Origin of the sequence: Microbacterium sp. AG1240, assembly GCF_003635115.1 — a bacterium.
Lineage (GTDB): Bacteria > Actinomycetota > Actinomycetes > Actinomycetales > Microbacteriaceae > Microbacterium.
Genome location: NZ_RBXJ01000001.1, coordinates 1,344,860 through 1,371,373, shown reverse-complemented (window position 1 = coordinate 1,371,373; position 26,514 = coordinate 1,344,860). Strand labels below are relative to the sequence as shown.

Sequence of the window (26,514 nt, the reverse complement as noted above, 5' to 3'; positions counted from 1 at the left end):
CTTCGTCGTCTCACGTGAGGTGCGTCAACCGCCCTCCCAGCAGCGTCGCCGAGACCTGCATGCCGCGCAGCTCGAGTTCGGACGCTCCCAGCGGGTCGTTCTCGCAGAGCGCGAGATCAGCCAGAGCCCCCGGCTCGATGCGCGCCCCGCCGCGGGATCCGCCGGCCGTCGACGCCGCCAGCGCCGTCGCCGCGTCGATCCGTTGCTCGGGACGCCAGGGCGTCCTGCCGTCGCGGGTGCGGTACACGGCACCCGCGATGGCGGCCCAGGGATCGAGCGGAGAAACCGGTGCGTCCGATCCGAGGACGAGGTTCGCGCCGGCGTCGACGAGAGCGCGTAACGGGTAGGCCGTCGCAGTCTGCGACGCCCACATCTCGTCCGTGACGTCGCGGTCGTCTATCGCGTGCTCGGGTTGAACGCTCGCCGTGACGTCCAGTCGGGCGAACCGCGGGACGTCGGCCGCGGCGACCAGCTGCGCGTGCTCGATCGTTCCGACCGCGCCGGTTGTCGCGAACGCATCCAGGGCGTGCGAGTTCGCGACGTCTCCGATCGCGTGGATCGCGCACTCTAATCCCGCACCGGTCGCACGCATCATGAGGTCGACGAGGGTTGCGGGATCGACGGTCAGCACGCCGCGGTTGTGCGGATCACCGGAGTACGGGTGCCCGCACGCGGCGGTACGCGTACCGAGCGAGCCGTCGGTGATCACCTTGAGCGGTCCAGTGCGGATGAGGCCGCCCGCCGAACCGCGAACCGGATCACCCGTCCGCAGCCCCTCGGCGATTGCGCGGTCGAGATGCTGCGGGTAGATCCCGTAGCGCACGCGCAGCACGTCGAACCCCGCGGCCGCGCGCCGCATCCACGGCTCGTCGTTCCACGCCATGTCGAGGTCGACCATCCCGACCACGCCGCGGGCCGCAGCCGCGCGCGCGGCTTCCTCGACCAACCGATCGCCCCCCGACGGATCGGCGGCGTTCAGCCGGCGCGAGATCTCGAAGGCGTCCTCCTCCCCGAGGAACCCCGACGGGTCAGCGGGGAATCCCTCCCGGGCGAAGGCAGCGGTGTTGAGCCACACGCTGTGGACGTCGGCGTTGATGAGGTAGGCGGGCAGATCACCGGTCGCCTCATCGAGCAGCGCGAGCGACGGCTCATCGGGCCACAGCGCATCCCGGAAACCGACGCCGATGCGGCGTCCGTCGACCGGCGTCGACGCCGCCATGATCGTGACCGCCTCGCGCGCGGTCGCGGCGTGGCCTAGATCGATCCGCCGGGACGCGAGGGCCCATTGCAGCGCGTGCACGTGGTGGTCCCAGAGCCCGGGGATGAGCCATGAGCCGTCTGCATCGACGATTTCGCCCAGCGCGCGCAGAACACCGGTGGGCGCGATGTCCACGATGCGCCCGTCGGCGATGAACACGTCGAACGCGCCATCGTGCGGCAGCACCTCCCGTCCCGCTCCGGCGACGCGGGCACCACGGATCGTGCCGACCTGCGCCCCGATCATCGCTGCACGCGCGTGTCTGCCGCGCGCCGCATCTCCGCCGCGAGCTCGGGCTGCGCGTACGCGCCGGCGCCACTGAGCTCGGCGATGATGGTCTCGACCACGTCGGGCGTCTTGTTCTGACTCAGCTTCCGCTTCGCGACGACCCTCGTGGGCGTCATCCGGAATCCGACGGTTCCTCTTTCGAGCCGCTCGACGAAGATCTCGTCGTTCGGTCTCTCCCACAGCATCCGCGGCTCGGGCACCCGCCGCTCGTAGCGCTCGACCAGTCGATCGAGCACGCGCAGGTTCTCCTCCGGCGCGAGGATCTCGGGGACTCCCGTGAGGTGGGCCGAGACGAAGTTCCAGGTGGGGACGGCAGCCGCGTCGCCGTACCACGATGGGGAGATATATCCGTGCGGGCCCTGGACCACCAGCATCAGCTCTCGCTCTCCGAGCCCGAGAATCAGGTCGTCGGGCTTGCCGACGTGCCCGACCACGGTGAGATCGTCGCGATCCTCGTCGAGCAGCACGGCGTAGTGGGACGCGACGAGACCGTCGTCCGTACTGCTCACGAGGGTCATCCAGGGGTGGCGCTCGATGAGGCGACGCAGCTCGCCCACATCGGTCATCGCGAAGCTCGGGTTCTGCCGCATCCGCTCAGCCTAGAGCCGTCACGCCTGGCACCGGGGGCACCAGTACAGCTTCCTCCCGGCGGCTTCCTCGACGATGATCGACGTCCCGCAGACCCGGCAGGGCAGGCCCGCGCGATGGTAGACCCAGTGGCGATCGTCGCGGCTGGCCATGGCCGCGCGATAGGCCGCCGGGTCGAGGTCGTCCATGGTCATCATCTGACCGGCCTCGACACCGATCGCCAGCAGCCGCACCCAGTCGCGCCACAACCCGCGGACGACCTCTTCGGGCACGTCTTGACCGGGCGTATGGGGGTTCTGGCGCGCACGGAACAGCATCTCGGCCCGGTACACGTTGCCGATGCCGCTGACGACGCTCTGATCCATGAGCAGCAGACCGATCGCCGTCGGCTTCCGACGGACCACGGAGACGAAGCGCTCCTCCCCCTCGGCGACGTCGTCGACGAGGGGGTCGGGTCCGAGCTTGGCGATGGTCGTGGCCACTTCATCGGGTGTCTGGATCTGGCATGCCGTGGGCCCGCGGAGGTCGGCGCACGTCAGTTCCGTGAGCAGGCGGAGCCGCACCTGGCCCACGACGGGCGGGGGCCACTCGGTCTCCTCCTCCAGGCCGCGCGTCTGCTCCGACATCCGGACACGACCCCGGGCGCGCCGGGGGGCCCCGATCGACGACAGGGAGTTCTCGCCCGCCGCATCCATGATCGGCTCGTCGTCGTCGCCGACGACCGTGCCGCGCTGATTCGTCTGCCCCATGCGCCCGTTCGACGACGCGATGGTGGGATCGACGACGATGTCACCGGCGAAGTCCCAGGCGCCGTACATGCCGAGGTGCACGCGCAGCCAGACGTCGTCGTCGAACTCCAGGAACATCTGCTTGCCGACCGCGCGCACCGATGTCGCCTGGCGACCATCCAGCATGGAGGCACCGTCGGCGAAGCGCCCCTGGGGGCTGGATGCTGCGACGCGGCGCCCGACGATGTTGCGGTCGAACTGGCGGGCGATGCGGTGGACGGAATGGCCCTCCGGCATCAGCCTGCTCGCAGTTCGATGGACAGAGCGTCGAAGGATCCGGATGCAGGCATCAGCCTGCTTCCGGATCGAAGGCGTCGACGTCTTCGCCGCCCCGGATCGCCGCGCGGGGGTCGGGGAGCAGAGAACCGTCGTTCTCGAACGCGGCGAGCTGGGCGATGCGCCGCGCGTGGCGTTCCTCATCCGAGAACGGCGTGGCGACGAAACGATCGATGAAGGCCGCGGCCTCTTCGAAGGTGTGCTGGCGCGCCCCGATCGCGATGACGTTGGCGTCATTGTGCTCGCGAGCCAGTTCGGCGGTCGCCATGTTCCATACGAGCGCCGCCCGCACACCGCGCACCTTGTTCGCCGCGATCTGCTCGCCGTTGCCCGAGCCTCCGAACACCACGCCCAGGGTGTCGATGCCGGCGGCCTGGTCGCGGACCACGGCCTGCGCCGCGCGGATGCAGAACGCCGGGTAGTCGTCGACCGGGTCGTACTCGATGGGGCCGTGGTCGACGACCTCGTGGCCCTGTGCCGCGAGGTGGTGCTGGAGCTGGGTGGAGAAGTCGAGACCCGCGTGGTCGGTCGCGATGTGGATGCGCATGGCACTCATCCTAGAAGTGCGTCGGGATCAGGGGAGTACGCCCGAGACCGCGGGCTTGAAACCCGCTCGGACGTTCTCGCAGCAGCCCGGCCGGCAGACGTCGAACCACGGCCCGAGCGTGGTCTCGTGGGGGCGTTCCGAGGCGGGCGTGCCGTTGAGGCGCTCCTCGATGAGGTCGACGAGACCGGCGACGTAGGCCGGATCGACGCCCGGCGTCGGTGTGCGCACAGCGCGGATGCCGACCTCCTGGGCCGACTCCATGGCCTCGGTGTCGAGGTCCCACAGCACCTCCATGTGGTCGCTGACGAAACCGAGCGGCACGATCACGACCGCTTCCACGCCCCTTCCGGGCAGCTCGGCGATCACGTCGTTGACATCCGGTTCGAGCCACGGCTGCGTGGGCGGGCCCGAGCGCGACTGGTACACGAGCTCCCAGTCGAGCACGCCGGCCGACCCCGGGACGGCTGCGTACACGGCGTCCATGACGACCTCGGCGACCGCTCGGTGCTGGGCCGCGTACGCGCCACCCTCGCCGAAGTCGACGTCGCGGGGGCCGGAGCGCTCGGCATCGGCGGTGGGGATGGAGTGCGTCGAGAACAGCACCTGTATGGCGGAGGGATCGACGTCCTGAGCGACGAAGGCCTGCACCGCGTCGCGGACCCCGGTCACGAAGGGCTCCACGAAGCCCGGGTGGTCGAAGAACTGGCGCACCTTGTCGATGGTGACCGACGCTCCCGCTCCGGTCTCGGTCAGCACGCGCGCGAAGTCCTCGCGGTACTGCCTGCAGCTGGAGAACGAGCTGTAGGCGCTGGTGGCCACCGCCAGCAGCGTCGTGTCGCCGGCCGCAGCGGCATCCGACACGGCCTCCTCGAGGTACGGCGCCCAGTTGCGGTTGCCCCAGTAGACGGGGAGCCCGAGGCCGCGGCGGGCGATCTCGGCCTCCAGCGCCGCCTTCAGCGCGCGGTTCTGCGCGTTGATCGGACTGATGCCGTCGAAGTGGCGGTAGTGGTGGGCGACCTCTTCGAGACGCTCGTCGGGGATACCGCGACCCCGCGTGACGTTGCGCAGGAACGGGATCACGTCGTCCTGCCCCTCCGGGCCGCCGAATCCGGCGAGGAGGATCGCGTCGTAGGCGACCGGCGTCTCGACGTGGGGAGCACCTGACGACGCGGCGGGCGATGCGAAGAGCACGGTCGCGGGGGCGTCGGCCGGGGCTGGCTGGAGGGATTCGTTGGCGGTCACGCCGTCGATTCTTCCACTCCCGCCGCATCGCTTCGCCGGGTTAGCTCGATGGTGTAGCGAACCACCCCCTCCGCGTCGATCCGCCCCGGAGATAGGGTGGGACGGTTGTCAACGGCGCCAGCCGCGTCGCGCAGCATCCGACCCCTCTACCCCTGGGAGAACGTCAGTGCCTGGAGAGAACCTCACCCGCAGCGAAGCGCAGCAGCGCCGCTCCGTCGTCGACCCGGCCGCGGGCGGTGGCATCGAGTACGAGATCGCGCTCGACCTGACGCGAGGTGCGGAGGTCTTCGGTTCCCGCACCGTCGTCCGTTTCTCCGCGGTCGAAGGCGCCGACACCTTCATCGACCTCATCTCGGGCTACGTGCACTCGATCACGCTGAACGGCCGCGACGTGCCGGTGTCGGCCCACTCCGACTCGCGTATCGCCCTGAGCGGCCTCGAGGCCCGGAACGAACTCGTCGTCGTGGCCGACTGCAGCTACACCAACACCGGCGAGGGCCTGCACCGTTTCGTGGACCCGGTCGATGGCGAGGTGTACCTCTATACGCAGTTCGAGGTTCCCGACTCTCGCCGCGTGTTCGCGGTATTCGAGCAGCCCGACCTCAAGGCGACGTTCCAGTTCACGATCACGGCCCCCGAGACCTGGGTCGTCGTGTCGAACTCGCCCTCCCCCGAGCCCGTCGCTTCGGCAGGCCCCGGGGCCGAGAGCACCGGCGTCGCGACGTGGACGTTCGAGCCGACCCCGCGTATCTCCTCGTACATCACGGCCCTGATCGCGGGCCCCTACGAGTCGACGTTCTCCGAGCTCACGAGCGCCTCCGGCCGCGTGATCCCCCTCGGCGTGTTCGCGCGCAAGAGCCTCTGGGAGCACCTCGACGCCGACTACGTCTTCGAGAAGACCCGGCAGGGTTTCGCGTACTACGAGGAGAAGTTCGACTACCCCTACCCCTTCGCGAAGTACGACCAGCTGTTCGTCCCGGAGTTCAACGCCGGAGCGATGGAGAACGCCGGCGCCGTCACGTTCACCGAGACCTACGTGTTCCGCAGCAAGGTGACGGATGCGGTGAAGGAACGCCGCGTCGTCACGATCCTCCACGAGCTGGCCCACATGTGGTTCGGCGACCTGGTCACGATGAAGTGGTGGAACGACCTCTGGCTGAACGAGTCGTTCGCCGAGTGGGCCTCGACGATCGCGACGGCCGAGGCCACGGAGTGGACCGAGGCGTGGACGACCTTCAACGCCATGGAGAAGACCTGGGCGTACCGCCAGGACCAGCTCCCCTCCACCCACCCCGTCGTCGCGGAGATCAACGACCTCGAGGACGTGCAGGTCAACTTCGACGGCATCACCTATGCCAAGGGCGGTTCCGTCCTGAAGCAGCTGGCGGCGTGGGTCGGAATCGAGCAGTTCTTCGCCGGCGTCGCCGCCTACTTCGCCAAGCACGAGTGGTCGAACACCGAGCTCGGCGACCTGCTGACCGAGCTCGAGGCCACGAGCGGCCGGGAGCTCGGCGCGTGGTCGCGCAAATGGCTCGAGACCGCCGGCGTGAATACGCTCTCCCCTCTGCTGGAGGAGTCGACCGACGGCACGCTCTCGCGTTTCGCCATCGTGCAGACGGCCCCGGCCGACTACCCCACCATCCGCCCGCACCGCCTCGCGGTCGGCTTCTACTCGCTGAAGGGCGGGTCGCTCCAGCGCGTGCACCGCATCGAGCTCGACGTCGACGGCGACCGCACGGACGTGCCCGAGCTCGTCGGCGTCCGGCGCCCCGACCTCGTGCTCCTCAACGACGAAGACCTCGCGTACGCGAAGATCCGTCTCGACGAGCGGTCGCTGGCCACGGCGATCGCGCACCTGAAGGACATCAGCGACCCGCTGGCCCGCTCCATCGTCTGGGGGGCCGCCTGGGACCAGACGCGCGACGCCGAAGCATCCGCGACCGACTACGTCGACCTCGTGCTGCGCAACATCGGCTCCGAGACCGAGTCGACGACCGTGCGCACGACGCTCGCCCAGCTGCAGCTCGCGGCGAACGCGTACGTCGCCCCGCACAAGCGCGACGAGACCCGGGCCAAGGTGGCTGACGCGATGTGGGAGCTGGCACGTGCCGCCGCGCCCGAGAGCGACAGTCAGCTGCAGTTCGTCACCGCCTTCGCGTCCGCCGCCGCCACCGACGCGCAGTGGGCCCAGGTGCGCGCGCTCCGAGACGGCGACACGACGCTCGACGGTCTCACCGTCGACACCGACCTGTCGTGGCAGCTGCTGGTCTCGCTCGCCGCCGGCGGTGCCGTTTCAGCGAAAGACATCGACGACGCCCTCGCCGCCGACAACACGGCGAAGGGCGGCGAGTTCGCGGCGCAGGCGAAGGCCGCGCTCCCGACGGCCGAGGCGAAGCTGGCCGCGTGGGACTCCCTCGTGGTCAAGGACGACGCTCCGAACACGATCGTGCGCGCGGCGGCAGCCGGACTCGTACACCCCGCCGGCGTGAGCGTGCTGCGTGACTTCGTCACGCGGTACTTCGACATGCTGCTGCCGATCTGGAACTCGCGCAGCTACCAGATCGCGCAGTACCTCATCGTCGGGCTCTACCCGGCGGCTCTCGCCGACACCGCGCTGCGCGACGCGACGCGCGCGTGGCTGGCCGAGAACGCCTCGGCGCCCGCAGCGCTGCGTCGTCTCGTGAACGAGAACCTCGCCGGCGTCGAGCGCGCACTGTCGGTGCAGGAGCGCGACGCCGAATAGGAACGCCCCCTCGAACGCCTCGGAGCCCAGCCGGCTCCGAGGCGTTCGTCGTTAGCATTAAAGGGATGCCCTCCTTCCTCGCCGCACCCGCCCCCGAACCCACCGACCCGCCCAACCCCGGCGTGATCCTCACCCCTGAGTTCTGGCAAGCGGTACTGGTCTGGCTGCGGGAAGTCGGCATGAACCTGCTCGGCGTCGCCGGCATCATCGTCGTGGCCCTCGCGGTGTCATGGCTTCTTCGCGCGGTCATCCGTCGAGTGGTCGGCCGCGTGGTCTCCGGCGCGAAGAACAAGGCGAACGTCGACGATACCCAGGCACTGGAGCGGTCGCCGCTCGCGGCCGTGCGGCTCGTCCAGCGCACGCGCACGCTCGGCACGATCCTGCAGAACATCCTCAGCGTCGTCATCGTCGTCGTCGCGCTCGTGCTCATCGTCGGCATCGTCGCCCCCGACGTGCTCGCCTCTCTGACGCTGCTGACCGCCGCCGTGGGTGCGGGTCTCGGTTTCGGTGCGCAGAACATCGTGAAAGACGTGCTCAACGGCATCTTCATCGTGGCCGAAGACCAGATCGGCATCGGCGACGTGGTCGACCTCGGGCTCGCGACCGGCGTCGTCGAATACGTGAGCGTGCGCGTCAGCCACGTCCGTGACGTGAACGGCACGCTCTGGTACGTCCGCAACGGCGAGATCCTGCGCATCGGCAACATGTCGCAGGGGTGGTCGCGGGTCATCATCGACCTCGCGGTGCCGGCCAACGCCGACATCCCGGAGGTCGAGGGAGCCATGCTCGCCGCAGCGAAGTCGCTCACCGACGAGCCGAAGTGGCGCTCCCGCATCATCGAGCAGCCCGAGGTCTGGGGTCTCGAATCGGTCTCCGGCGACGCGCTCGTCATCCGCCTCGTCATGAAGACCCGCGCCAACGCGAAGGACGACGTCGCCCGGGAGCTGCGGATGCGGCTGAAGAACGCGATCGACGAACTGGGCCTCACCCTTCCTCAGCTGAATTCGATCACCCTCAGCGGGCTCGAGGGCGCGCAGCGGGTGCGCGGGGCGAATCCTCCCCGCACCCGCCCCAACCCGGTGACCGTCGAGCATCGGCCGGTGTGGAAGCCGCGCAAGCGACCGAAGACGAAGGATCAGGGCGGCGAGGCCCGTGAGCAGAAGACACCCCCCGCCACCAAGGCGAGACCCGAAACCGGCGAGGAAGACCAGTGACCGAGCAGACGAGCTTCTACGACGAGATCGGCGGCATGCCCACGTTCCGACGACTCGTCGACACGTTCTACCGGGGAGTGGCGGGTGACGAGGTGCTCAAGCCGATGTACCCCGAGGAGAACCTCGGCCCCGCCGCCGAACGATTGACGCTCTTCCTCGCGCAGTACTGGGGCGGCCCCACCACCTACAGCCAGCAGCGCGGTCATCCGCGGCTGCGGATGCGTCACCAGCCGTTCCACGTGAACCCCGATGCCCGCGACCGTTGGCTCACACACATGCGCGCTGCGGTCGACGAGCTGGAGCTCTCCCCCCTTCACGAGGCCACGCTGTGGGATTATCTGCAGAGGGCGGCGCTGGCGATGGTGAACACCTTCGAGCCGACCGGTATCGGAACCCCTCCGGAGGGGCGTTCGGCCCCGGGACTCCCCGTCTCGAGCCGGAGCGACAGCGCCGACTGACAACGCACGACGACGAAGGAGTCGCCATGACCGCTCGCATCTACGACACCGACGTACTCGTCGTGGGGTGGGGGCTGGCCGGCCTGGTAGCGACACGCGAGGCGCTTCTGGCCGGCAAGCGCGTGGTGATCGTCGATCAGGAGCCTCGCACGAACGTCGGGGGCCAGGCGTGGTGGTCGTTCGGCGGCCTGTTCCTCGTCGACTCACCGGAGCAACGACGGCTCGGCGTGAACGACTCGCTCGATCTCGCGCGGCAGGACTGGTTCGGCAACGCCGGCTTCGACCGTGCGGAGGATGCGTGGCCCCGGCGGTGGGCCGAGGAGTATCTGCAGTTCGCCGCCGGCGAGAAGCGCTCGTGGCTGCGCGGGCTCGGCCTGGGTTTCTTCCCCGTCGTGGGATGGGCCGAGCGCGGCGGGTACGGCGCGATCGGGCCGGGCAACTCGGTGCCTCGGTTCCACATCACATGGGGAACCGGACCGGGCGTGCTCGCTCCTTTCCTTCGCGCGGCCGATGACGCCGAGTCGGACGGGCGCCTCCTGGTGCTCCCCCGCCACCGCGTCTCGGAGCTGGCGGTCCATGACGGCGTGGTCGTCGGCGCGGTGGGCGACGTGCTGGCACCGAGCCTCGCCGAACGGGGCGCGGCCACGAATCGCGACGTGATCGACCGCTTCGAGGTGCGTGCGGGTGCCACGATCATCTCCTCGGGTGGAATCGGAGGGAACCACGACCTCGTACGGGCGATGTGGCCGGCGAGACTGGGCACCGCGCCCGGCGCGATGCTCTCGGGGGTGCCCGCCTACGTCGACGGCTCCGTGCTCCCCGTGGCCGAAGCCGCCGGGGGGAACGTGATCAACGCCGACCGGATGTGGCACTACGTCGAAGGCATCCAGAACTGGTCGCCGGTCTGGCCCGATCACGGCATCCGCATTCTGCCCGGGCCGTCCTCGCTCTGGCTGGATGCGACGGGACGGCGGCTCCCCGTGCCCCTCTTCCCCGGCTTCGACACCCTCGGCACACTGGCTCATCTGCGCAGCACCGGCCACGACCACTCCTGGTTCGTCTTGTCCTCGCGGATCGCCGAGAAGGAGTTCACCCTCTCCGGCAGCGAGCAGAACCCCGACCTCACGGGCAAGGACGTCCCGCTCCTGGTGCGCTCGCGTCTCGGGAAGGGCGCGTCCGCGCCCGTGCAGGCGTTCCTCGACAACGGCGCGGACTTCGTCGTGCGCGACAGTCTCGACGACCTCCTCACTGGTATGCGAGCGCTCCCCGACGGCCATCTGCTCGACATCGAGCGCGTCCGGTTCGAGGTCGAAGCACGGGACCGTGAGATCTCGAACGACTTCACCAAGGACGCCCAGATCGCGATGCTGCGCTCCGCGCGCTCGTTCCGCGGCGACCGCCTGGTGCGCACGGCCGCACCCCACCGCATCCTCGATGCCGCAGCGGGGCCTCTCATCGCCGTGAAGCTCCACGTGCTCACCAGGAAGTCGCTCGGTGGGCTCCAGACGGATCTGCAGGCGCGAGTTCTCGACGCCGGGGGGCACCCGGTGCCGGGATTGTTCGCCGCCGGTGAGGCGAGCGGCTTCGGGGGCGGCGGCATGCACGGCTACCGCGCGCTGGAGGGCACGTTCCTCGGCGGATGCCTCTTCTCCGGGCGCGTCGCCGGACGCGCGGCTGCGGCGGTCTAACCCGCGCTGCCCGTGGAACGCACGGGCGTGAGCCCGCTGCGGACGGTGGACCTCACCAGCACGTGCCCCCGTCGCAGCGAGAGCCGACGCCATGGTCCGGCTTCGCGCACCTGCGCCTGCTCCTCGCCCGATATGAACCCGAGCGCGAACGCCGCGAACGCGGCGCCCAGTGGCAGACCGTCGAGAAGGGGCTCGTCGGCACCCCACACACTCGCCCGGACGCTCTGCACGATCTCCTCGCCCGCATCACGCGGCACGGTCTGCGCGACACTGGCAATGCCCGCCTGCGCACGCGAGGCGAGAACGGATGCGGCGACCTCGCCGACGGCTCGCCATCCCGCGCGCGGCGGCGAGATACCGGCCCAGGTCGCCGTCACGGCGGAGTCGGGCAGCACGACCTGCGACGCATCGTCGGCAGCGATCGCGAGGGCGCTGCCGGGCACCACGAGATCGCAGACGAGCTCGGGATCGACAGAGGTGGCGCGCAGACCCAGCACCGTGGGGGTCGCGTCGAGCAGGTCGCGGGGCGCCAGCGGGGCGGACGTCATCACGAGCGTCCCCTCTGCGGCGCGCAGCCGAACCGCGCCGTCGCCGAGCTGGGCGGCGCGGGAGGCGAACGTGAAGACGTCGGCGGCGCCCTGCGGATCGGGGAACACGAGACGAGCGGACACCCGCCCTAAACTACCAAGCGGCGGGCGGATGCTCGTCGGAACGGGAGAACCACGTGTCTGACGCCCTCGATCCCGTCGCCTCGCTGCTCGCGGTGCTCGATCTGCGCGATGCGGGCGCCCGAACGACGGAGGACATCTTCACCGGTGTCTCGCAAGCGATGCCGGGCGGACGAGTCTACGGCGGACAGGTGCTGGCCCAGTCGGTGGTCGCCGCATCCCGCACCCTCCCGGCCGATCGCGCGCCGCACTCCATGCACGGGTACTTCCTCCGGCCCGGCGACGCCAGCGCCGACATCACGTTCTCGGTCGATCGCATCCACGACGGGCGATCGTTCTCGACCCGGCGTACCCAGGCCTACCAGTCCGGCGTGCCGATCTTCTCGATGATCGCCTCGTTCCAGGACGAGGATCCCGGTCTCGAGCATCAGGCGCCCATGCCCGGGGGGTACCCCGACCCCGACGAGCTGCCCGACATCGAGAGCGAGATCGTGCGCGCCCACCCGCACTCCGGGCGCATCTTCCGCGAACGCCCCGTCGACGTCCGACACGTGCCGTCGCCGATCTACGTCGAGGTCGACGAGCCCGTGGCTCGGCAGGCGGTGTGGATGCGCGTGAAGCGCACCCTGCCCGACGACGCGGGAATCCACCGTGCAGCCCTCGCGTACATGAGCGACATGACGATCCAGGAATCGATCATGCGCGCGCACGGCATCGCGTGGGCGACCCCCGGGCTCAAGGTTGCCAGCCTCGACCACGCGATGTGGTGGCACCGCCCCGCACGCGTCGACGAATGGCTGCTCTACGTGCAGGAGTCACCCAGCGCCCGAGGCGGCCGCGGACTGTCGAACGGGCGGATCTATTCGCGCGACGGCGCGCTCGTCGCCAGCATCGCGCAGGAGGTCATGGTGCGGGTGCGTCAGGACGCGGAGCCGCGCCGGTAGTCGATGGGCGCCGAGATGAACGGCGCCCACGCCGCCCGCTCCAGCTCGCTCCAACGAGTCGGCCGCCCGCTCGCGGTGTCGACGATCACCACGACCGCCGTCGCGCGCGCGTAGAGCACCGGGGCCTCGTCGCCCAGGGGGCTGTAGACCTCGAAGCAGATGTCGGCGCTCGACCCGCCCATGCGCCCGATCCACATCTGCACGTCGAGGGGTCGCTGCCCGTACGGCACGGGCCGGTAGTACTCGATCTCCTGGCGCGCGATGAGCGTTGCGCGCGACCCGCCGCTCTCGAGCACGTCCATCTCGAAGACGGCGGTAGGAAGAGGATCGGCCTCGCCGTCGCCCTTCCAGAACGCTCGGAGCCGAGCTTCCTCGAGCAGCTTCAGCATCGAGGTGTTGTTCACGTGCCCGAGCGCATCGAGGTCGCCCCATCGCAGGTGGATGGGCACGTGGATGCGGGGGCGCGCAGCATCCGGTTCGATGGCGCTCCCCCGCTCCGGAGACGTGTCAGTCACGCGTGAGCTTGCGGTACGACGAGCGGCTGGGGTTGCCGGCGTCCGGACCGAGCCGCTCGATCTTGTTCGCCTCGTACGCCTCGAAGTTGCCCTCGAACCAGTACCACTGATCGGGGTTCTCGTCGGTGCCCTCGTACGCGAGGATGTGCGTCGCGATGCGGTCGAGGAACCACCGGTCGTGGGTGATGACCACGGCGCAGCCGGGGAACTCGAGCAGTGCGTTCTCGAGCGAGCTCAGCGTCTCGACGTCGAGGTCGTTCGTCGGCTCGTCGAGGAGGAGGAGGTTGCCGCCCTCCTTCAGGGTGAGCGCCAGGTTGAGACGGTTGCGCTCTCCACCCGAGAGCACGCCCGCCTTCTTCTGCTGGTCGGGGCCTTTGAAGCCGAACTTCGACACGTAGGCGCGCGAGGGGATCTCGACCTTGCCGATCGTGATGATGTCGAGTCCGTCGGACACGACCTCCCACAGCGTCTTCTGGGGGTCGATGTTCGATCGGTTCTGATCGACGTAGCTGATCTTGACGGTCTCGCCGATCTTGACCTCGCCGCCGTCGACGGGCTCGAGGCCCACGATCGTCTTGAAGAGAGTCGTCTTGCCGACGCCGTTCGGACCGATCACGCCCACGATTCCGTTGGGCGGCAGGCTGAAGCTCAGGTTCGAGATGAGCGAGCGCCCGTCGAATCCCTTCTGCAGCTTCTTCGCCTCGATCACGATGCTGCCCAGGCGCGGCCCCGGCGGGATCTGGATCTCGTCGAAGTCGAGCTTGCGCGTGCGGTCGGCCTCGGCGGCCATCTCCTCGTAGCGGGCGAGTCGAGCCTTCGACTTGACCTGGCGGCCCTTGGCGTTGGAGCGCACCCACTCGAGCTCCTCGGAGAGGCGCTTGGCGAGCTTGGCGTCCTTCTTGCCCTGCACCTCGAGGCGCTGACCCTTCTTCTCGAGATAGGTCGAGTAGTTGCCCTCGTAACCGATGAGGCGACCGCGGTCGACCTCGGCGATCCACTCCGCGACGTTGTCCAGGAAGTATCGGTCGTGCGTGATGGCGATGACGGCGCCGGCGTACTTCTGCAGGTGCTGCTCGAGCCACTGCACGCTCTCGGCATCGAGGTGGTTGGTGGGCTCGTCCAGGAGCAGCAGGTCGGGCTTCTGGAGGAGGAGCTTGGTGAGCGCGACGCGTCGCTTCTCGCCACCCGAGAGGTTGGCGATCGCCGCGTCGCTGGGCGGCGTGCGCAATGCCGACATCGCCTGCTCGAGCTGAGAGTCGAGATCCCACGCGTCGGCGGCGTCGATCTCTTCCTGCAGGGTGCCCATCTCGGCGAGGAGCGCGTCGAAGTCGGCGTCGGGGTCGGACATCAGCGCCGAGATCTCGTTGAAGCGGTCGACCTTCGCCTTGATGGCGATGCCCTCCTGGATGTTCTCCAGAACGGTCTTGGTCTCGTCGAGTTCGGGCTCCTGCATGAGGATGCCGACCGAGAAGCCCGGACTGAGCTTCGCCTCGCCGTTGGAGGGAGTGTCCATTCCCGCCATGATCTTCAGGATCGTCGACTTACCGGCGCCGTTCGGACCGACCATTCCGATCTTCGCGCCGGGGAGGAACGACATCGTGACGTCGTCGAGGATCAATTTGTCGCCCACGGCTTTTCGCGCGCGGACCATCTGATAGATGTACTCAGCCATATCGTTCCCAGTCTAGGGGCGCGAGCCGGCCCGGCCGGGGCGCGGGGTCACCAATCGATCGGGCGGGTGTTGCCCACGAGGCACCGACCGGCCGCGAGTCCCGGCATGACCACGGCGACGGGCTGTCCTGTCGAGGGGCCGACCTGACCGATCAGGCACTCGTCTCCCCACCGCACCGAGAACTGCATGCTCTCCGCCGCATTGCCGACGGTCGACTGGTTCTCGGTGACCTGCATGGCCCCCTTGTCGAAGCCCCCGGCGACCAGGGCGTCGACATACGCACGCCCGGTGTCGGGTCCGGCGGCGACCGACTGCACGATCTGCGAGAAATACGGGAGGTTCGCCGATGCATCGCCCTCGGGGACGAGCGTCGGAGCCTCGGCCGTGGGCGCCGCTTCGGCCGTCGGGGTGAGCGAGGCCGTCGCGGTCGGTGCGGGCTCGGGCGAGTCGGTGCACCCGGTCAGGGCGGTCGCCACGGCGACGGCGAGCACGACGAGGCCGGCACGGCGGGAGGCTGTGGATCCGATCACGCTGCGAGTCTACGGGCGCACCTCAGAACGGAGTGTCGGCGAGCTCGGCCTCCGGCGCACGGTCGACCGTCGCGGCGGGAATGCCCCACCCGCCGGCATCGGTCGCGGCCACCGGCGACACGCCCGCGGCCGCCGGCGCCGGCTCCGGCTGCTCCGCGACGGCCCCGACCGCAGGCCCCGACGGGCCGGGCTCGGCGGCGGCGCCAATCTTGTGGAAGGTCGTGCGGCCCCGGAGCAGATCGTGCCCGACGGCGTCCGCCTCGACCTCGACCGCCAGACCGCGCTTGGTGCCGTTGTCCCACTCACGCAGACGCAGGCGACCCGTGACGATCACGCGATCCCCCTTGTGGAGCGAGGCGAAGGCGTTCTCGCCGAGCGCGCGGTAGGCCGACACCTGGTACCAGTTCGTGTAGACGTCGACCCATCGTTCGGTCGGCTTGTCGAACCGGCGATGCGTGGACCCGACGCGGAAATTGGTGACGGACACACCGCCCCCGAGGATTCGTTGCTCCGGCTCCGCGGCGAGATTGCCCGTGAACGTGATCGTGTCGGCCATTCCTGTTCCTTTCCGTCGAGGATGCTTCGGCACCCGAGTGCCCGTCGGGCGCCGAAGCGCATCCAGCTTCGCCGTGGGACCGGCGGAGGGGCGGCGCCCATCGGTCTTCTGGGGATGACCACGCCTCTGCCCCCGGTGGGGAGGAGCCGATCGGCGAAACGCCGATGGGAGGAGGCGATGTCGGAGGGTGGACATACCTTCGAACTCGAACGGAGGAACGATCATGCAGACGCTGGAGCGGGGAGCCCCGATATTCGACCTACCGCCCTGGGTGCGCCTCACCCGTGCGGCGCCGACGCTGTGGCGAGTGGCGGACGCAGAGGGAAGACCGCTAGGTCACGTACGAGCCATCCCGAGCGGCGACGAGTGGAAGTTCCGTGCGGAGCGTTACCACGGCGGCACGCGAACGTTCCGCTCACTCGGCGAATTCTGGGCCGTCTCCGACGCGTTCGACTGTCTGCGCTATCAGCGATGACGCTCAGACCACGGCGTCGAAGCTGTCGACGAGGGCGCGAGGAGCGCCGTCGTGCACGGTCGGCCAGACCTGCTCCAGGATCGACACGGCACTGACGAGGGTCGTCGCCGGGGCCGTGAAGGGCACGCGCAGGTGGCGGTCGTAGCCGCCCTCGACCGCGAAGCGCGAACCGGCCGAGAGGTACAACCCCCGCGCTCGCGCGGCCATGACCAACCCGGAGCTCAGCGGAGCATCCAGTTCGACCCACAGCGAGACTCCTCCATCGGCGGTGGGCACCCGCCACTGGGGAAGCCGCTCGCGCAGTGCGGCTGAGACGGCATCGCGCCCCTGCCGCAGGAGGTGGGCGCGTTGATGGGCGATCTCGTCGAGACGCGGAAGGAGCGCCTCCGCGACCGCCTGTTCGATCTCCGGCGTGCCGAGGTCGTGCACCGCCCGCGCCGAGACCAGGCGGCGAATGAGCTCGACCTCCGCACGGATCCAACCGATCCGCAGGCCACCCCACACCGTCTTCCCGAGCGACCCGAGTCGGATCAAGGCCTGGCCCCCGCCGAACGGCTCCGGCTCGACCGCCCGATCGATGTCGAGATCGGACGTGGTCTCGTCGACGACGACGAGCGTGCCCGAGCGGTCGGCGGCGGCGGCGATGATGGCGCGCTCCTGCGCCGTCATCGTGCGACCCGTCGGATTCTGGAAGTCGGGCATCAGGTACGCCAGCACCGGAAGGGTTCGCGCGAACGCCTGCTCGGCGCGGTCGAGGTCCCAGCCATCCGACGTCGTCACCGGAACGCCGACCATGCGAGCTCCGGCTCGACGGAAGGCGTCGGCGGCGTGGGGGTAGGTGGGTGTCTCGATGAGTACTCTGTCGGCACGCCCCAGCAGCACCGAGGCGATCAGGTGGATGGCGCTCTGCGCCCCTGTCGTGATCATCACCTCGTCGGGCGAGGTCGGAATCCCCCGAGCCGTGTAGCGAGCGGCGATGGCATCGCGCAGACCGGGGCGGCCGACGATGTCGTAGCCGACGGTGGAGACGAGTGTCGCCGCACCGGCGGCGACCTCGGTGATGACGCCGGCCAGCCCGGGCCAGGCCGGTGGGCTCGCCTGCTGGAGGTCGATGGTCTCGTCGCCGGTGGCGCGGTGCCCAGGATCCGTGCGCCGCAGCGGCAGAGTGATGCTGCCGGAGCCGCGAACGCTCTCGATGTGCCCGGTGTCCCGCAGGCTCCGGTAGGCGGCCGCCACCGTCGTGCGGCTCAGGCGCAGCTCGGCAGACAGTTCACGCTCCGCCGGGAGCGCCGTGCGCGGCGCGATCCGATTGTCGAGGCACAACAGCCGGATACCGTCCGCGAGGGCCTCGTACACGGGCTCCTTCGAACGCCACCCACCCAGCGAGGCAGCGAGGGCGCGAGCCGATATCCGTGAGTCCATGGGTCCAGATTACATAGATTGGACTCTTCGAGGTGATCCAATCCGGTGATTGGATGTGGGCATGGCACGACGCATCCTTCAACTCCTCATCGGTCTGATGCTGTACGGCGCCGGGTGCGCCCTGACCATCCGTGCCGGATGGGGCGTCGACCCGTGGACCGTCTTCGCCGAGGGCATCTCGATCCACACCGGTATCGGCATCGGCTGGGTGACGAACATCCTCGGTGCGCTCGTGCTCCTGGTCTGGATCCCGCTCCGGCAGAGGCCCGGAATCGGCACCATCGCCAATGTCGCTCTCGTCGGTACGTCGATACAGGCGACCATGGCGCTCGTGCCCGCCGCACCGGACCTCTGGACGGGCGGCGCGATGCTCGTCGGCGGAATCCTGCTCGTCGCGCTCGCCTCCGGCCTCTACCTGGGGGCCGCCTTCGGGCCGGGCCCGCGGGACGGCCTCATGACGGGTCTGCACCGCCGTCTCGGGTGGCCGATCTGGGTGTGCCGGCTCCTCGTCGAGAGCTCGGTGCTCATCGCCGGGTGGCTGCTGGGCGGCACCGTCGGAGTGGGCACCGTGATCTTCGCGATCTGCATCGGACCGCTGGTGCACCACGCGCTGCCGCTGTTCGACCTCGGAGAACGACGCCGGGTGCGGGTCGAAGCCTGACCGCCCGGCGCTCCTCGCTCAGTGCTCGCGGAACTCGGGGCGCTCGGACCCGGGTTTCAGATGCGCGGTGAGGGCGGATTTGGCGATCTCCATGGTCGGGTACCGCCCGAGCTCCTCGTTCGCGCCCGCCATCTGGACGACGTACGACTCCTCGTCCGTCTGGATCTTGCCCACGGCACCCGCCGGCCCATAGGCCACCCACAGCCTGCGCGTCTTCGCTTCGGTCATCGTCGACTCCTTACGCCTGTTCTGCCGACGCTACGCCTGGCGCGGAGCTCGCGCCAGTGCACGCCGGTGCGACCCCCGCTACTCTGGTCGTCGGCCCCCAGTAGCTCAGTGGATAGAGCAACGGCCTTCTAATCCGTTTGTCGCACGTTCGAATCGTGCCTGGGGGACTCCACACCGCGTGTCGACGCCCGTCATTAGACTGAGGCGCATGGTGGCTGCCTCCGAGAACGATCGACTTGTCTGGATCGACTGCGAGATGACGGGACTCGATCTCGATGTCGACGAACTCGTCGAGATCGCCGTCGTCGTCACCGATTTCGATCTCCGCATCCTCGACCCCGGGTTCTCCATCGTCATCAAACCCGACGACTCGGCCCTGGCGTCGATGAGCGAGTTCGTCACCGACATGCACCGCTCCTCCGGACTGCTCGAAGAGATCCCCCACGGCGTGAGCCTCGCCGACGCCGAGTTCCACGCGCTGGAGTACATCCAGCGCTTCGCACCGGTGGAGGGCAAGGCGCCGCTGGCGGGCAACACGATCGGCACCGATCGCATGTTCCTCGCGAAGTACATGCCGCGCGTCGATCGCTGGCTGCACTACCGGAACATCGACGTCTCGAGCGTGAAAGAGCTTTCCCGTCGGTGGTTCCCGCGTGCGTACTTCCACGCGCCTGCGAAAGACGGCGGGCACCGCGCGCTCGCCGACATCCGTGAATCGATCCGTGAACTCGCGTACTACCGTCAGGCGGTGTTCGTGCCCGAGCCCGGGCCCACCAGCGATGCAGCGAAGGCAGCCGCGGCCGCCACCGTGTCGTCGTTCCCGGTGGGAGTGTGAGAGAATCGTTGGGTTGCCCGCGCGAGCGGGAGACATGGTGGGTATAGCTCAGTTGGTAGAGCGCGGCCTTGTGGTGGCCGATGTCGCGGGTTCGAGCCCCGTTACTCACCCCAATGCATGACCTGGATGCCGACGCGTTCGAAAGAATCGTCGTAGACGAGCTCGACCGGCTTCCCGACGAGATGATCGACGGTCTCGACAACGTCGTCTTCGTCGTCGAAGACAGAGCAGAAGACGGCAGTCTCGACCTGCTCGGCCTCTACGACGGCTGGGCGTTGACCGAGCGGGAACGCTACGGCGTCGGCGAGCTGCCCGATCGGATCATCCTCTACCGCGAGGCCCATCTCGCCGTGTGCGAAGACGAGGAAGAACTCCGCGACGAGGTGCACACGACGCTGGTGCACGAGATCGCGCACTTCTACGGCATCGATGATGAGCGGCTGCACGAGTTGGGATGGGCCTGATGATCTCACTCACGCTTACCGACGTCCGAGAGCACCTCGACACGGATCGGGTCGGCGACGACGCCTGGCAGACCGTGGTCTGGAACGATCCGGTGAACCTCATGAGCTACGTGGCGCATGTCTTCCGGGAGTACTTCGGCTTCGACGCCGACACGGCATCCCGCCTGATGCTCGCGGTGCACCACGAGGGGCACGCGGTCGTCGCGCACGGACCGCGCGAACAGATGGAACTGCACACCCAAGCGATGCACGACTACGGCCTGTGGGCGACCGTGCGGAATGGAACGTCGTCATGACCGGCAGGATCGTCGTCCTCGAGATCTCGGCCATGGAGGCCGTGCACCTGTCCGGGATGGTGAGGCAGTTCGTCGAACTCCTCGACGCCACCTCCATCGAAGGCGCAGCTCCCCCCGATCCGGCCGTGGCACGGCTCCTCCCCGACGCCTATGCCGACGACGCCGATGCCTCCGCCGAGTTCCGCAGACTCACGGGTTCCGACCTGCTCGACCGACGTCAGCACGATGCCGACGTGGTGCTCGCGTCGCTCTCGACCGGCGGGCCCGAGCTCGACATCGCAACCGCCGACGAGGCCGAACTGACGCGCGCCTTCGTACTCACCCTGGACGACGAAGAGTCGGGGGCATGGATGCGTTCACTCGCGGCTATACGGCTCGTGCTCGCATCGCGGCTTGGGATCGAAGCGGAAGAAGACCACGACGAGGATGACCCCCGCTTCGGAATCTACGAGTGGCTGGGCTTCCGCCTCGACGGTCTCGTTCAGGCGGTAGAGGCCTCGCGCTGATTCACGGTACCGCCAGGACGAGCGTGGCGTGGGCGGTCGGGTCGTCCCGGACGATGTGCGCTTCCTCCTGCGCCGCCCAGCGATTCCAGTGCGGCTCGTACGTCTCACCGTCACGCGCGATACCGCGCCTGCGTCTCTCCGGTGCCGGAGACTCCAACCAGACCCTGACATCGCCGAGACGCGCCGTGGCCGGGGTGAGGAGTCCCGACCCTTCGACGATCAGCGGCAGCGAAGGGTCGACGGCGCTCGCCTCGGCGCGGGCGCCCTCGACCCAATCCCAGCGATGCCACACTCCGATCAATCCGCGCGCATGCGGCATGAGAATGGCCCCGCGCGCGTACTCGACTCCCGCCTCGAGCCCATCCCATCCGGGATAGAGGGAATCCAGCGCCACCGACTGCACGCGGCCCTGCACGGGCCATCTCTCGACGATGCGCCGCGCGAGCGTGGTCTTGCCCGCACCACTCTGCCCGTCGATCAGGATGACGGGGTTGGCGGCCTCGACCCCGATCACGGAGTCGAGGACGCGTGCGACAGCCGCGTCGAGTGCGCGAGCGACCGGATCGACGCTACTTCTTGAGTGCGCGGATGACACGGCTGAGCGCGCGTCCGACCACCCACACCAGCGGGATGGCCACCGCGGCGAAAGCGACGATGTTCGGCTCGAATCGCAGATCGTCGCCGCGACGGATGTACGCACCGAGCGGCAGAGAGTACCCGCCGCCACCGCCACCGCCGTTGCCGGACTCGTCGGAGCCGCCCCCGAAACCGGTCCAGGTGAGTGCCACCGGGATGAGGCGGACGCCGTCGACGTCCTGCTGCTCACCGTAGGAGGACTTCACTCCGAAGGAGGCGGACTGCTCACCGAGCTCTAGTGCGATGTTGGGCATGCCCCCACCGTACCCGTCGGACTTCCGGGTTCCCAGGCCTTGACGGCGGCGAGATGCGCGGATCACCGCCTGTCAGAAGACGGGCGGGGATGCGACGGCAACGCCCCCGTGTCACGCATCGGTCCGAGAAGAGCCGCCCTCGTGATGACGCCCTTGCCGAAGCGCGCGGTCGCGTCGTCGAGCGCACCCTCGACCCGGCGCCACTCCTCGTCGTCGTCCCACAGGGCGAAGCCCGACGAGGGGGCGCGGAGCTTCTCGGCACGAACTCCGATCAGCCGCACGGGCAGCGGGCGCTCGATGGCGTCGAAGAGCTCGATCGCCGCCTCGCCGATGCGCTGACCGACCGCCGACGGCTCGGCGAGGGTGCGCGATCGGCTGAGCGTGGTGAAATCCGAGAAGCGCACCTTGATGGCGATCGTGGACGCCTCGACCCCGTGACCGCGGAGGCGCGCGCCCACCCGATCGGCGAGGCGGCGCAGCTCGACGTGCAGAACGTCGGTCGAGGAGATGTCGTCGGAGAAGGTCTCTTCGTGGCCGATGCTCTTCTCGACGCGGGTCGTGTCGACCTCGCGCACATCGATGCCTCGCGCGAGGTTCCAGATGCGTTCGCCCATGGCCGCGCCGAGGGCTCGATCGAGTACGGGACGAGGCGTGCCGAGCACGTCGCCGACGGTGCGGATACCTCGGGACTCGAGAGCCTCCGATGCCTTGGGCCCCACCCCCCAGAGCGCACGGACGGGTCGCGGAGCCAGGAACGCCGCCGTCTCGTGCTCGGCCACGATCAAGAGCCCATCGGGTTTGCTGATCGTCGAGGCCATCTTGGCGACGTGCTTCGTCGCCGCCGCACCGATGCTGCACGTGAGACCGGTCTCGTCGCGCACGCGTTGACGGAGCGCACGCGCGATCACGCCGGGACTCCCCCACAGACGGCGCGCGCCGCGCACGTCGAGGAATGCCTCGTCGATCGAGAGGGGCTCCACCAACGGGGTGACGTCGGAGAAGATCGACATCACCTGCTTGGACAGCGCGACATAGCGATCGAAATGCGGGCTCACCACTGTCGCCATCGGGCACAGGCGCAGCGCCTGCCCCATCGACATCGCCGACCGCACACCGTATCGGCGTGCCTCGTACGATGCCGCCGACACCACGCCGCGCCCCTCGGTGCCTCCGACGATGATCGGCTTACCGCGCAGCGACGGGTCGTCGAGCATCTCCACCGACGCGTAGAAGGCATCCATGTCGACGTGCAGGATTCCTGCTCCGGTGTCGTCCGCCGCATCCGACGAGACGATGCGCCCCGATCCGTCAGCTCGACCCATGGTTCGATTCTCGCCCTCCCCACCGACATCGCGGCGAGGAGACCATCACTGGGCGGCGCGCTCCAGGATCAGCTCGCGCACGCGCGCCGCGTCGGCCTGACCCTTCATCGCCTTCATCACGGCACCGATGATCGCTCCGGCGGCTTGCACTTTGCCGTCGCGGATCTTCGCCATGACATCCGGCTGGGACGCCAGCGCCTCGTCGATCGCGGCGATCAGCGCGCCATCGTCGGAAACCACCGCGAGCCCGCGCGCGTCGATGACCTCCTGCGGCGTGCCCTCCCCCGCGACGACGCCCTCGAGCACCTGGCGGGCGAGCTTGTCGGTGAGCGTTCCGGAGTCGATGAGCTTCTGCAGCGCGGCGACGTCGGCCGGAGCGATGAGATCGGATGCTTCGCGGTCGGCGGCGTTGGCGATACGGCTGATCTCGCCGGTCCACCATTTGCGCGCCGATGCCGGGCTCGCGCCCGCAGCCACCGTCGCCTCCACCTCGGCGAGCAGACCGCCATTGGCCACGTCCTGGAACTCCAGGTCGGTGAAGCCCCAATCGGCCTTCAACCGGCGACGACGCACCGCCGGCGGCTCGGGCAGCTGTGCGCGCAGCTCCTCGATCAGCTCGATCGACGGTGCCACGGGAAGCAGGTCGGGCTCGGGGAAGTACCGGTAGTCGTCGGCATCGGACTTCGGCCGTCCCGGCGAGGTCGTCCCGGTGTCCTCATGCCAGTGACGGGTCTCCTGGGTGATCGATCCTCCCCCGGCGAGGATCGCCGCCTGCCGCTGGATCTCGTACCGCACGGCGCGCTCGACCGAACGCATCGAGTTCACGTTCTTCGTCTCGGTGCGCGTTCCCAGCGGTGCCGGCTCCTCGCCGGCGGCGCTGCGCGGCCGGAGGGAGACGTTCGCGTCGCAGCGGAGGTTTCCGCGCTCCATCCGCGCCTCGGAGATGCCGAGCGAGAGCACGATGTCGCGGATCGCCTGAACGTAGGCCTTCGCGATCTCGGGCGAACGGTGCTCGCCCCCGTAGATCGGCTTGGTGACGATCTCGACGAGCGGGACCCCCGCACGGTTGTAGTCCACGAGGGAGTACTCCGCGCCCTGGATGCGCCCGGTCGCGCCTCCGACGTGCGTGAGCTTGCCGGCGTCCTCCTCCATGTGGGCGCGCTCGATCGGCACGCGAACCAGGGTGCCGTCGGCCAGCTCCACCTCGACCTCGCCCTCGAACGCGATCGGCTCGTCGTACTGCGAGATCTGGTAGTTCTTCCCCAGGTCGGGATAGAAGTAGTTCTTGCGGGCGAAACGGCTCGACGGAGCGATCGAGCATCCGAGCGCGAGGCCGAGACTGATCGAGTAACGAACCGCTTCGGCGTTGACGTTGGGGAGCGCCCCCGGCAACCCCATGTCGACCGGTGCCACGAGGGTGTTCGCTGCGGCGCCGTGGTTGGCCTCGTTGGCGGGGTTGGGCGCGCCCGAGAACATCTTCGTCGCGGTGTTCAACTCCACGTGGACTTCGAACCCCATCACGGGTTCGAAGCGCTCGAGCGCCTCATCGAAGTCCATCAGTGCACTCTTGGCCATCACGCCACACCTTCCGTTGCCTGAGCCTGTCGAAGGACCGGCGCCCGGTCGAGCAGGGGGCCGCCCCACGAGTCGACGAGCAGCGCTTCGAGCGCCGCGCCGACGCGGTACAGGCGGGCGTCCTCACGGACCGGCGCGAGGAACTGGATGCCCACGGGCAGCCCGTCCTCCTCGGCGAGTCCGGAGGGGATCGAGATACCCGGTACACCAGCGAGGTTTGCGGGGATCGTAGTCACGTCGTTCAGGTACATCTGCAGCGGGTCGTCGATCTTCTCGCCGATGCGGAATGCGGTGGTCGGCGCCGACGGCGTCGCGATGACGTCGACGGCCGAGAACGCGGCGGCGAAGTCCTGCTGGATCAGCGTCCGCACCTTCTGCGCGCTGCCGTAGTAGGCGTCGTAGTAGCCGGCCGACAGGGCGTAGGTGCCCAGGATGATGCGGCGCTTCACCTCGTCGCCGAAGCCTGCTTCGCGCGTGGCGGCCATGACCTCCTCGACGGTCGCACCTCCGGGAGGCGTGACGCGCAGGCCGAAGCGCACGGAGTCGAACTTCGCCAGGTTGCTCGACGCCTCCGCCGGGAGGATGAGGTAGTAGGCCGCCACCCCGTACTCGAAGTGGGGAGCGCTGATCTCGACGATCTCGGCGCCCTGCGCTTCCATGGCCGCCAGCGACGTGCGGAACGACGCGGACACTCCGGCCTGGAACCCGCTGTCGGGCAGTTCCTTGATCACGCCGACCTTCAGACCGCGCAGCACGTCGCCCCGGGCGCCGTCCCGCGCGGCGTCGGCGAACGACGGCCACGCGTCGGTCAGCGACGTCGAATCCTGCGGATCGTGCCCGCCGATCACGTCGTGCAGGAGGCCCGCGTCGAGCACCGTGCGAGTGACGGGGCCGACCTGGTCGAGGCTCGAGGCGAGCGCGATCGCTCCGTAACGGCTGACGCCGCCGTAGGTCGGCTTCACGCCGACGGTGCCGGTGACGTGCGCCGGCTGACGGATCGAGCCTCCGGTGTCGGAACCGAGGGCGAGAGGAGCCTCGAAGGCGGCCACCGCGGCGGCCGAGCCCCCGCCGGAACCGCCGGGGATGCGATCGAGGTCCCACGGGTTGCGCGTCGGCCCGTACGCCGAGTGCTCGGTGGAGGACCCCATGGCGAACTCGTCCATGTTGGTCTTGCCGAGGGGGACGAGATCCGCAGCGCGCGAGCGCGCGACGACCGTCGCGTCGTAGGGCGACATGTACCCCTCGAGGATCTTCGAGCCGCTCGTGGACGGCATGTCGGTGGTCACCAGCACGTCTTTGATGGCGAGCGGCACGCCCGCGAGGGGACCGAGTTGCTCGCCCGCGGCCCGTCGCCGATCGATGTCCTCGGCGACAGCGACCGCGTGGTCGCTGACGTGCAGGAAGGCGTGGACGTCGCCGTCGACGGCCGCGATGCGGTCGAGGTGCGCGCGCGTGGCCTCGACGCTCGACACCTCGCCGCGAGCGAGCGCCGAGGCGAGGTCGGCGGCATTCAGACGAGTGAGGTCGCTCACTGTTCCTCCCCCAGGATCGCGGTCACGCGGAATCGGTCTTCGGTGGCATCAGGCGCGTTCTGCAGCACTTGCTCGCGACTCAGCTCCCCGCCGGGCACGTCGGCTCGGAAGACGTTCTCCAGCGCCACCGGGTGGCTCGTCGCGACGACGTCGGGGGTCGCGACCTGCGACACCTTCGCGATGTTGTCGACGATCGCGTCGAGCTGGCCGGTCAGGCGCTCGACCTCCTCGTCGTTCAGCTGGATCCGGGCGAGCACGCCGAGATGGCGCACGAGATCGGGGGTAATTTCAGACACTCCCCCAGTCTAGGTCTGCGCGGCGACGCTCCTCGGT

27 protein-coding genes, 2 tRNA genes and 1 pseudogene are annotated in these 26,514 nt (G+C 69.2%); 12 read left to right on the top strand and 18 right to left on the bottom strand.

Going from position 1 to position 26,514, the window contains the following annotated elements:
- Positions 1-10: 10 nt before the first annotated feature.
- From DEU34_RS06425 to DEU34_RS06405, 5 genes are read right to left on the bottom strand one after another with little or no spacing between them, the layout of a single operon-like run.
- On the bottom strand, positions 11-1,504 hold the full coding sequence (locus tag DEU34_RS06425; protein ID WP_121149297.1) for an amidohydrolase: 1,494 nt from the start codon (positions 1,502-1,504) through the stop codon (positions 11-13).
- Positions 1,501-2,136 carry an FMN-binding negative transcriptional regulator gene (locus tag DEU34_RS06420; RefSeq protein ID WP_121149296.1) on the bottom strand — a complete coding sequence of 212 codons (636 nt, stop codon included), beginning with the start codon at positions 2,134-2,136 and terminating at the stop codon, positions 1,501-1,503. Before DEU34_RS06420 ends, DEU34_RS06425 begins: the two co-directional genes overlap by 4 nt.
- Before the next feature lie 18 nt (positions 2,137-2,154).
- The gene (locus DEU34_RS06415; protein WP_121149295.1) at positions 2,155-3,159 is read right to left on the bottom strand and encodes an Fpg/Nei family DNA glycosylase; all 1,005 of its coding nucleotides are present in this window, start codon (positions 3,157-3,159) and stop codon (positions 2,155-2,157) included.
- Between the two features lie 52 nt (positions 3,160-3,211).
- The gene (locus tag DEU34_RS06410) at positions 3,212-3,745 is read right to left on the bottom strand and encodes a ribose-5-phosphate isomerase (RefSeq protein WP_121149294.1); all 534 of its coding nucleotides are present in this window, start codon (positions 3,743-3,745) and stop codon (positions 3,212-3,214) included.
- A 27-nt stretch (positions 3,746-3,772) separates the two neighbouring features.
- Positions 3,773-4,987 carry a ferrochelatase gene (locus tag DEU34_RS06405; protein WP_396652103.1) on the bottom strand — a complete coding sequence of 405 codons (1,215 nt, stop codon included), beginning with the start codon at positions 4,985-4,987 and terminating at the stop codon, positions 3,773-3,775.
- Positions 4,988-5,153: 166 nt separating this feature from the next.
- Between DEU34_RS06405 and pepN the strand changes: the two genes are divergently transcribed.
- The 4 genes from pepN to DEU34_RS06385 all read left to right on the top strand — a co-directional run bounded on the left by pepN (position 5,154) and on the right by DEU34_RS06385 (position 11,090).
- Positions 5,154-7,730: an aminopeptidase N gene (gene pepN / locus DEU34_RS06400; RefSeq protein WP_121149293.1), complete on the top strand. Its 2,577-nt coding sequence runs from the start codon at positions 5,154-5,156 to the stop codon at positions 7,728-7,730.
- Between the two features lie 65 nt (positions 7,731-7,795).
- Positions 7,796-8,944, top strand: a complete 1,149-nt coding sequence (locus tag DEU34_RS06395) for a mechanosensitive ion channel family protein (RefSeq protein ID WP_121149292.1) — start codon at positions 7,796-7,798, stop codon at positions 8,942-8,944.
- Positions 8,941-9,402, top strand: coding sequence for a globin (locus tag DEU34_RS06390; RefSeq protein WP_121149291.1), 462 nt, complete (start codon positions 8,941-8,943; stop codon positions 9,400-9,402). The genes DEU34_RS06395 and DEU34_RS06390 overlap by 4 nt, the downstream gene beginning before the upstream one ends.
- A gap of 26 nt (positions 9,403-9,428) precedes the next feature.
- Positions 9,429-11,090 carry an FAD-binding dehydrogenase gene (locus tag DEU34_RS06385; RefSeq protein ID WP_121149290.1) on the top strand — a complete coding sequence of 554 codons (1,662 nt, stop codon included), beginning with the start codon at positions 9,429-9,431 and terminating at the stop codon, positions 11,088-11,090.
- Here the strand turns inward: DEU34_RS06385 and DEU34_RS06380 are convergent.
- Complete coding sequence (locus tag DEU34_RS06380; protein ID WP_121149289.1) at positions 11,087-11,761, bottom strand: hypothetical protein; 675 nt, start codon at positions 11,759-11,761, stop codon at positions 11,087-11,089. The two genes, DEU34_RS06385 and DEU34_RS06380, sit on opposite strands and share 4 nt — an antisense overlap.
- A 53-nt stretch (positions 11,762-11,814) precedes the next feature.
- Between DEU34_RS06380 and DEU34_RS06375 the strand changes: the two genes are divergently transcribed.
- Positions 11,815-12,702 (top strand): acyl-CoA thioesterase II, encoded by an 888-nt coding sequence (locus DEU34_RS06375; protein WP_183042372.1) that lies wholly within the window; start codon positions 11,815-11,817, stop codon positions 12,700-12,702.
- On the opposite strand, the gene DEU34_RS06370 is transcribed toward DEU34_RS06375, so the two are convergent.
- From DEU34_RS06370 to DEU34_RS06345, 5 genes are all read right to left on the bottom strand, one after another.
- A complete protein-coding gene (locus tag DEU34_RS06370; protein WP_259460047.1) occupies positions 12,678-13,217 on the bottom strand; it encodes a thioesterase family protein in 540 nt (179 codons plus the stop codon). The two genes, DEU34_RS06375 and DEU34_RS06370, sit on opposite strands and share 25 nt — an antisense overlap.
- Positions 13,210-14,889, bottom strand: a complete 1,680-nt coding sequence (gene ettA / locus DEU34_RS06365; protein WP_121149288.1) for an energy-dependent translational throttle protein EttA — start codon at positions 14,887-14,889, stop codon at positions 13,210-13,212. The genes DEU34_RS06370 and ettA overlap by 8 nt, the downstream gene beginning before the upstream one ends.
- A 47-nt stretch (positions 14,890-14,936) precedes the next feature.
- Positions 14,937-15,419: a DUF6993 domain-containing protein gene (locus DEU34_RS16200; RefSeq protein WP_310793502.1), complete on the bottom strand. Its 483-nt coding sequence runs from the start codon at positions 15,417-15,419 to the stop codon at positions 14,937-14,939.
- Positions 15,420-15,441: 22 nt separating this feature from the next.
- On the bottom strand, positions 15,442-15,975 hold the full coding sequence (gene ssb / locus DEU34_RS06355; RefSeq protein WP_121149287.1) for a single-stranded DNA-binding protein: 534 nt from the start codon (positions 15,973-15,975) through the stop codon (positions 15,442-15,444).
- Between the two features lie 478 nt (positions 15,976-16,453).
- Positions 16,454-17,872, bottom strand: a complete 1,419-nt coding sequence (locus tag DEU34_RS06345; RefSeq protein ID WP_121149286.1) for a PLP-dependent aminotransferase family protein — start codon at positions 17,870-17,872, stop codon at positions 16,454-16,456.
- Positions 17,873-17,933: 61 nt separating this feature from the next.
- Here DEU34_RS06345 and DEU34_RS06340 point away from each other — a divergent pair, with 61 nt between their 5' ends.
- The gene (locus DEU34_RS06340; RefSeq protein ID WP_121149285.1) at positions 17,934-18,533 is read left to right on the top strand and encodes a YitT family protein; all 600 of its coding nucleotides are present in this window, start codon (positions 17,934-17,936) and stop codon (positions 18,531-18,533) included.
- A gap of 18 nt (positions 18,534-18,551) precedes the next feature.
- Here the strand turns inward: DEU34_RS06340 and DEU34_RS06335 are convergent, their stop codons facing one another.
- On the bottom strand, positions 18,552-18,761 hold the full coding sequence (locus tag DEU34_RS06335; RefSeq protein ID WP_121149284.1) for a methyltransferase: 210 nt from the start codon (positions 18,759-18,761) through the stop codon (positions 18,552-18,554).
- 94 nt (positions 18,762-18,855) lie between these two features.
- On the opposite strand from DEU34_RS06335, the gene DEU34_RS06330 reads away from it, so the two are divergent.
- From DEU34_RS06330 to DEU34_RS06305, 6 genes are all read left to right on the top strand, one after another.
- Positions 18,856-18,928: transfer RNA gene (locus DEU34_RS06330), tRNA-Arg, on the top strand.
- Between the two features lie 41 nt (positions 18,929-18,969).
- Positions 18,970-19,596, top strand: a complete 627-nt coding sequence (gene orn / locus DEU34_RS06325) for an oligoribonuclease (protein WP_121149283.1) — start codon at positions 18,970-18,972, stop codon at positions 19,594-19,596.
- A gap of 37 nt (positions 19,597-19,633) precedes the next feature.
- Positions 19,634-19,709: transfer RNA gene (locus tag DEU34_RS06320), tRNA-His, on the top strand.
- Complete coding sequence (locus DEU34_RS06315) at positions 19,710-20,060, top strand: metallopeptidase family protein (RefSeq protein ID WP_121149282.1); 351 nt, start codon at positions 19,710-19,712, stop codon at positions 20,058-20,060.
- Positions 20,051-20,356, top strand: a complete 306-nt coding sequence (gene clpS / locus DEU34_RS06310) for an ATP-dependent Clp protease adapter ClpS (protein ID WP_183042371.1) — start codon at positions 20,051-20,053, stop codon at positions 20,354-20,356. Before DEU34_RS06315 ends, clpS begins: the two co-directional genes overlap by 10 nt.
- The gene (locus tag DEU34_RS06305) at positions 20,353-20,862 is read left to right on the top strand and encodes a DUF2017 family protein (RefSeq protein WP_121149281.1); all 510 of its coding nucleotides are present in this window, start codon (positions 20,353-20,355) and stop codon (positions 20,860-20,862) included. Before clpS ends, DEU34_RS06305 begins: the two co-directional genes overlap by 4 nt.
- Position 20,863: 1 nt before the next feature.
- Here the strand turns inward: DEU34_RS06305 and DEU34_RS06300 are convergent, their stop codons facing one another.
- The 6 genes and pseudogenes from DEU34_RS06300 to gatC form a co-directional block, all read right to left on the bottom strand.
- Entirely contained in the window at positions 20,864-21,457 is a 594-nt protein-coding gene (locus tag DEU34_RS06300) for a hypothetical protein (protein WP_121149280.1), read from the bottom strand.
- Entirely contained in the window at positions 21,432-21,752 is a 321-nt protein-coding gene (locus DEU34_RS06295; RefSeq protein WP_121149279.1) for a hypothetical protein, read from the bottom strand. The genes DEU34_RS06300 and DEU34_RS06295 overlap by 26 nt, the downstream gene beginning before the upstream one ends.
- Before the next feature lie 62 nt (positions 21,753-21,814).
- Positions 21,815-23,077 (bottom strand): annotated as a pseudogene (locus tag DEU34_RS06290) (DNA polymerase IV); the annotation flags it as partial.
- Positions 23,078-23,119: 42 nt separating this feature from the next.
- Positions 23,120-24,649, bottom strand: a complete 1,530-nt coding sequence (gene gatB / locus DEU34_RS06285) for an Asp-tRNA(Asn)/Glu-tRNA(Gln) amidotransferase subunit GatB (protein ID WP_121149277.1) — start codon at positions 24,647-24,649, stop codon at positions 23,120-23,122.
- Complete coding sequence (gene gatA / locus DEU34_RS06280; RefSeq protein ID WP_121149276.1) at positions 24,649-26,181, bottom strand: Asp-tRNA(Asn)/Glu-tRNA(Gln) amidotransferase subunit GatA; 1,533 nt, start codon at positions 26,179-26,181, stop codon at positions 24,649-24,651. Before gatA ends, gatB begins: the two co-directional genes overlap by 1 nt.
- Positions 26,178-26,477 carry an Asp-tRNA(Asn)/Glu-tRNA(Gln) amidotransferase subunit GatC gene (gene gatC / locus DEU34_RS06275; protein ID WP_121149275.1) on the bottom strand — a complete coding sequence of 100 codons (300 nt, stop codon included), beginning with the start codon at positions 26,475-26,477 and terminating at the stop codon, positions 26,178-26,180. Before gatC ends, gatA begins: the two co-directional genes overlap by 4 nt.
- Positions 26,478-26,514 lie beyond the last annotated feature (37 nt).

Bases quoted from the DNA above. Each gene is read 5' to 3' on its own strand.
- ssb (WP_121149287.1), bottom strand. From the start codon at position 15,975: ATGGCCGACACGATCACGTTCACGGGCAATCTCGCCGCGGAGCCGGAG.
- DEU34_RS06395 (WP_121149292.1), top strand. From the start codon at position 7,796: ATGCCCTCCTTCCTCGCCGCACCCGCCCCCGAACCCACCGACCCGCCC.
- DEU34_RS06295 (WP_121149279.1), bottom strand. From the start codon at position 21,752: ATGCCCAACATCGCACTAGAGCTCGGTGAGCAGTCCGCCTCCTTCGGA.
- DEU34_RS06340 (WP_121149285.1), top strand. From the start codon at position 17,934: ATGGCACGACGCATCCTTCAACTCCTCATCGGTCTGATGCTGTACGGC.
- DEU34_RS06385 (WP_121149290.1), top strand. From the start codon at position 9,429: ATGACCGCTCGCATCTACGACACCGACGTACTCGTCGTGGGGTGGGGG.
- ettA (WP_121149288.1), bottom strand. From the start codon at position 14,889: ATGGCTGAGTACATCTATCAGATGGTCCGCGCGCGAAAAGCCGTGGGC.
- DEU34_RS06415 (WP_121149295.1), bottom strand. From the start codon at position 3,159: ATGCCGGAGGGCCATTCCGTCCACCGCATCGCCCGCCAGTTCGACCGC.
- DEU34_RS06410 (WP_121149294.1), bottom strand. From the start codon at position 3,745: ATGCGCATCCACATCGCGACCGACCACGCGGGTCTCGACTTCTCCACC.
- orn (WP_121149283.1), top strand. From the start codon at position 18,970: ATGGTGGCTGCCTCCGAGAACGATCGACTTGTCTGGATCGACTGCGAG.
- DEU34_RS06335 (WP_121149284.1), bottom strand. From the start codon at position 18,761: ATGACCGAAGCGAAGACGCGCAGGCTGTGGGTGGCCTATGGGCCGGCG.
- DEU34_RS06315 (WP_121149282.1), top strand. From the start codon at position 19,710: ATGCATGACCTGGATGCCGACGCGTTCGAAAGAATCGTCGTAGACGAG.
- DEU34_RS06425 (WP_121149297.1), bottom strand. From the start codon at position 1,504: ATGATCGGGGCGCAGGTCGGCACGATCCGTGGTGCCCGCGTCGCCGGA.
- gatB (WP_121149277.1), bottom strand. From the start codon at position 24,649: ATGGCCAAGAGTGCACTGATGGACTTCGATGAGGCGCTCGAGCGCTTC.
- clpS (WP_183042371.1), top strand. From the start codon at position 20,051: ATGGGCCTGATGATCTCACTCACGCTTACCGACGTCCGAGAGCACCTC.
- DEU34_RS06305 (WP_121149281.1), top strand. From the start codon at position 20,353: ATGACCGGCAGGATCGTCGTCCTCGAGATCTCGGCCATGGAGGCCGTG.
- DEU34_RS06420 (WP_121149296.1), bottom strand. From the start codon at position 2,136: ATGCGGCAGAACCCGAGCTTCGCGATGACCGATGTGGGCGAGCTGCGT.
- DEU34_RS06345 (WP_121149286.1), bottom strand. From the start codon at position 17,872: ATGGACTCACGGATATCGGCTCGCGCCCTCGCTGCCTCGCTGGGTGGG.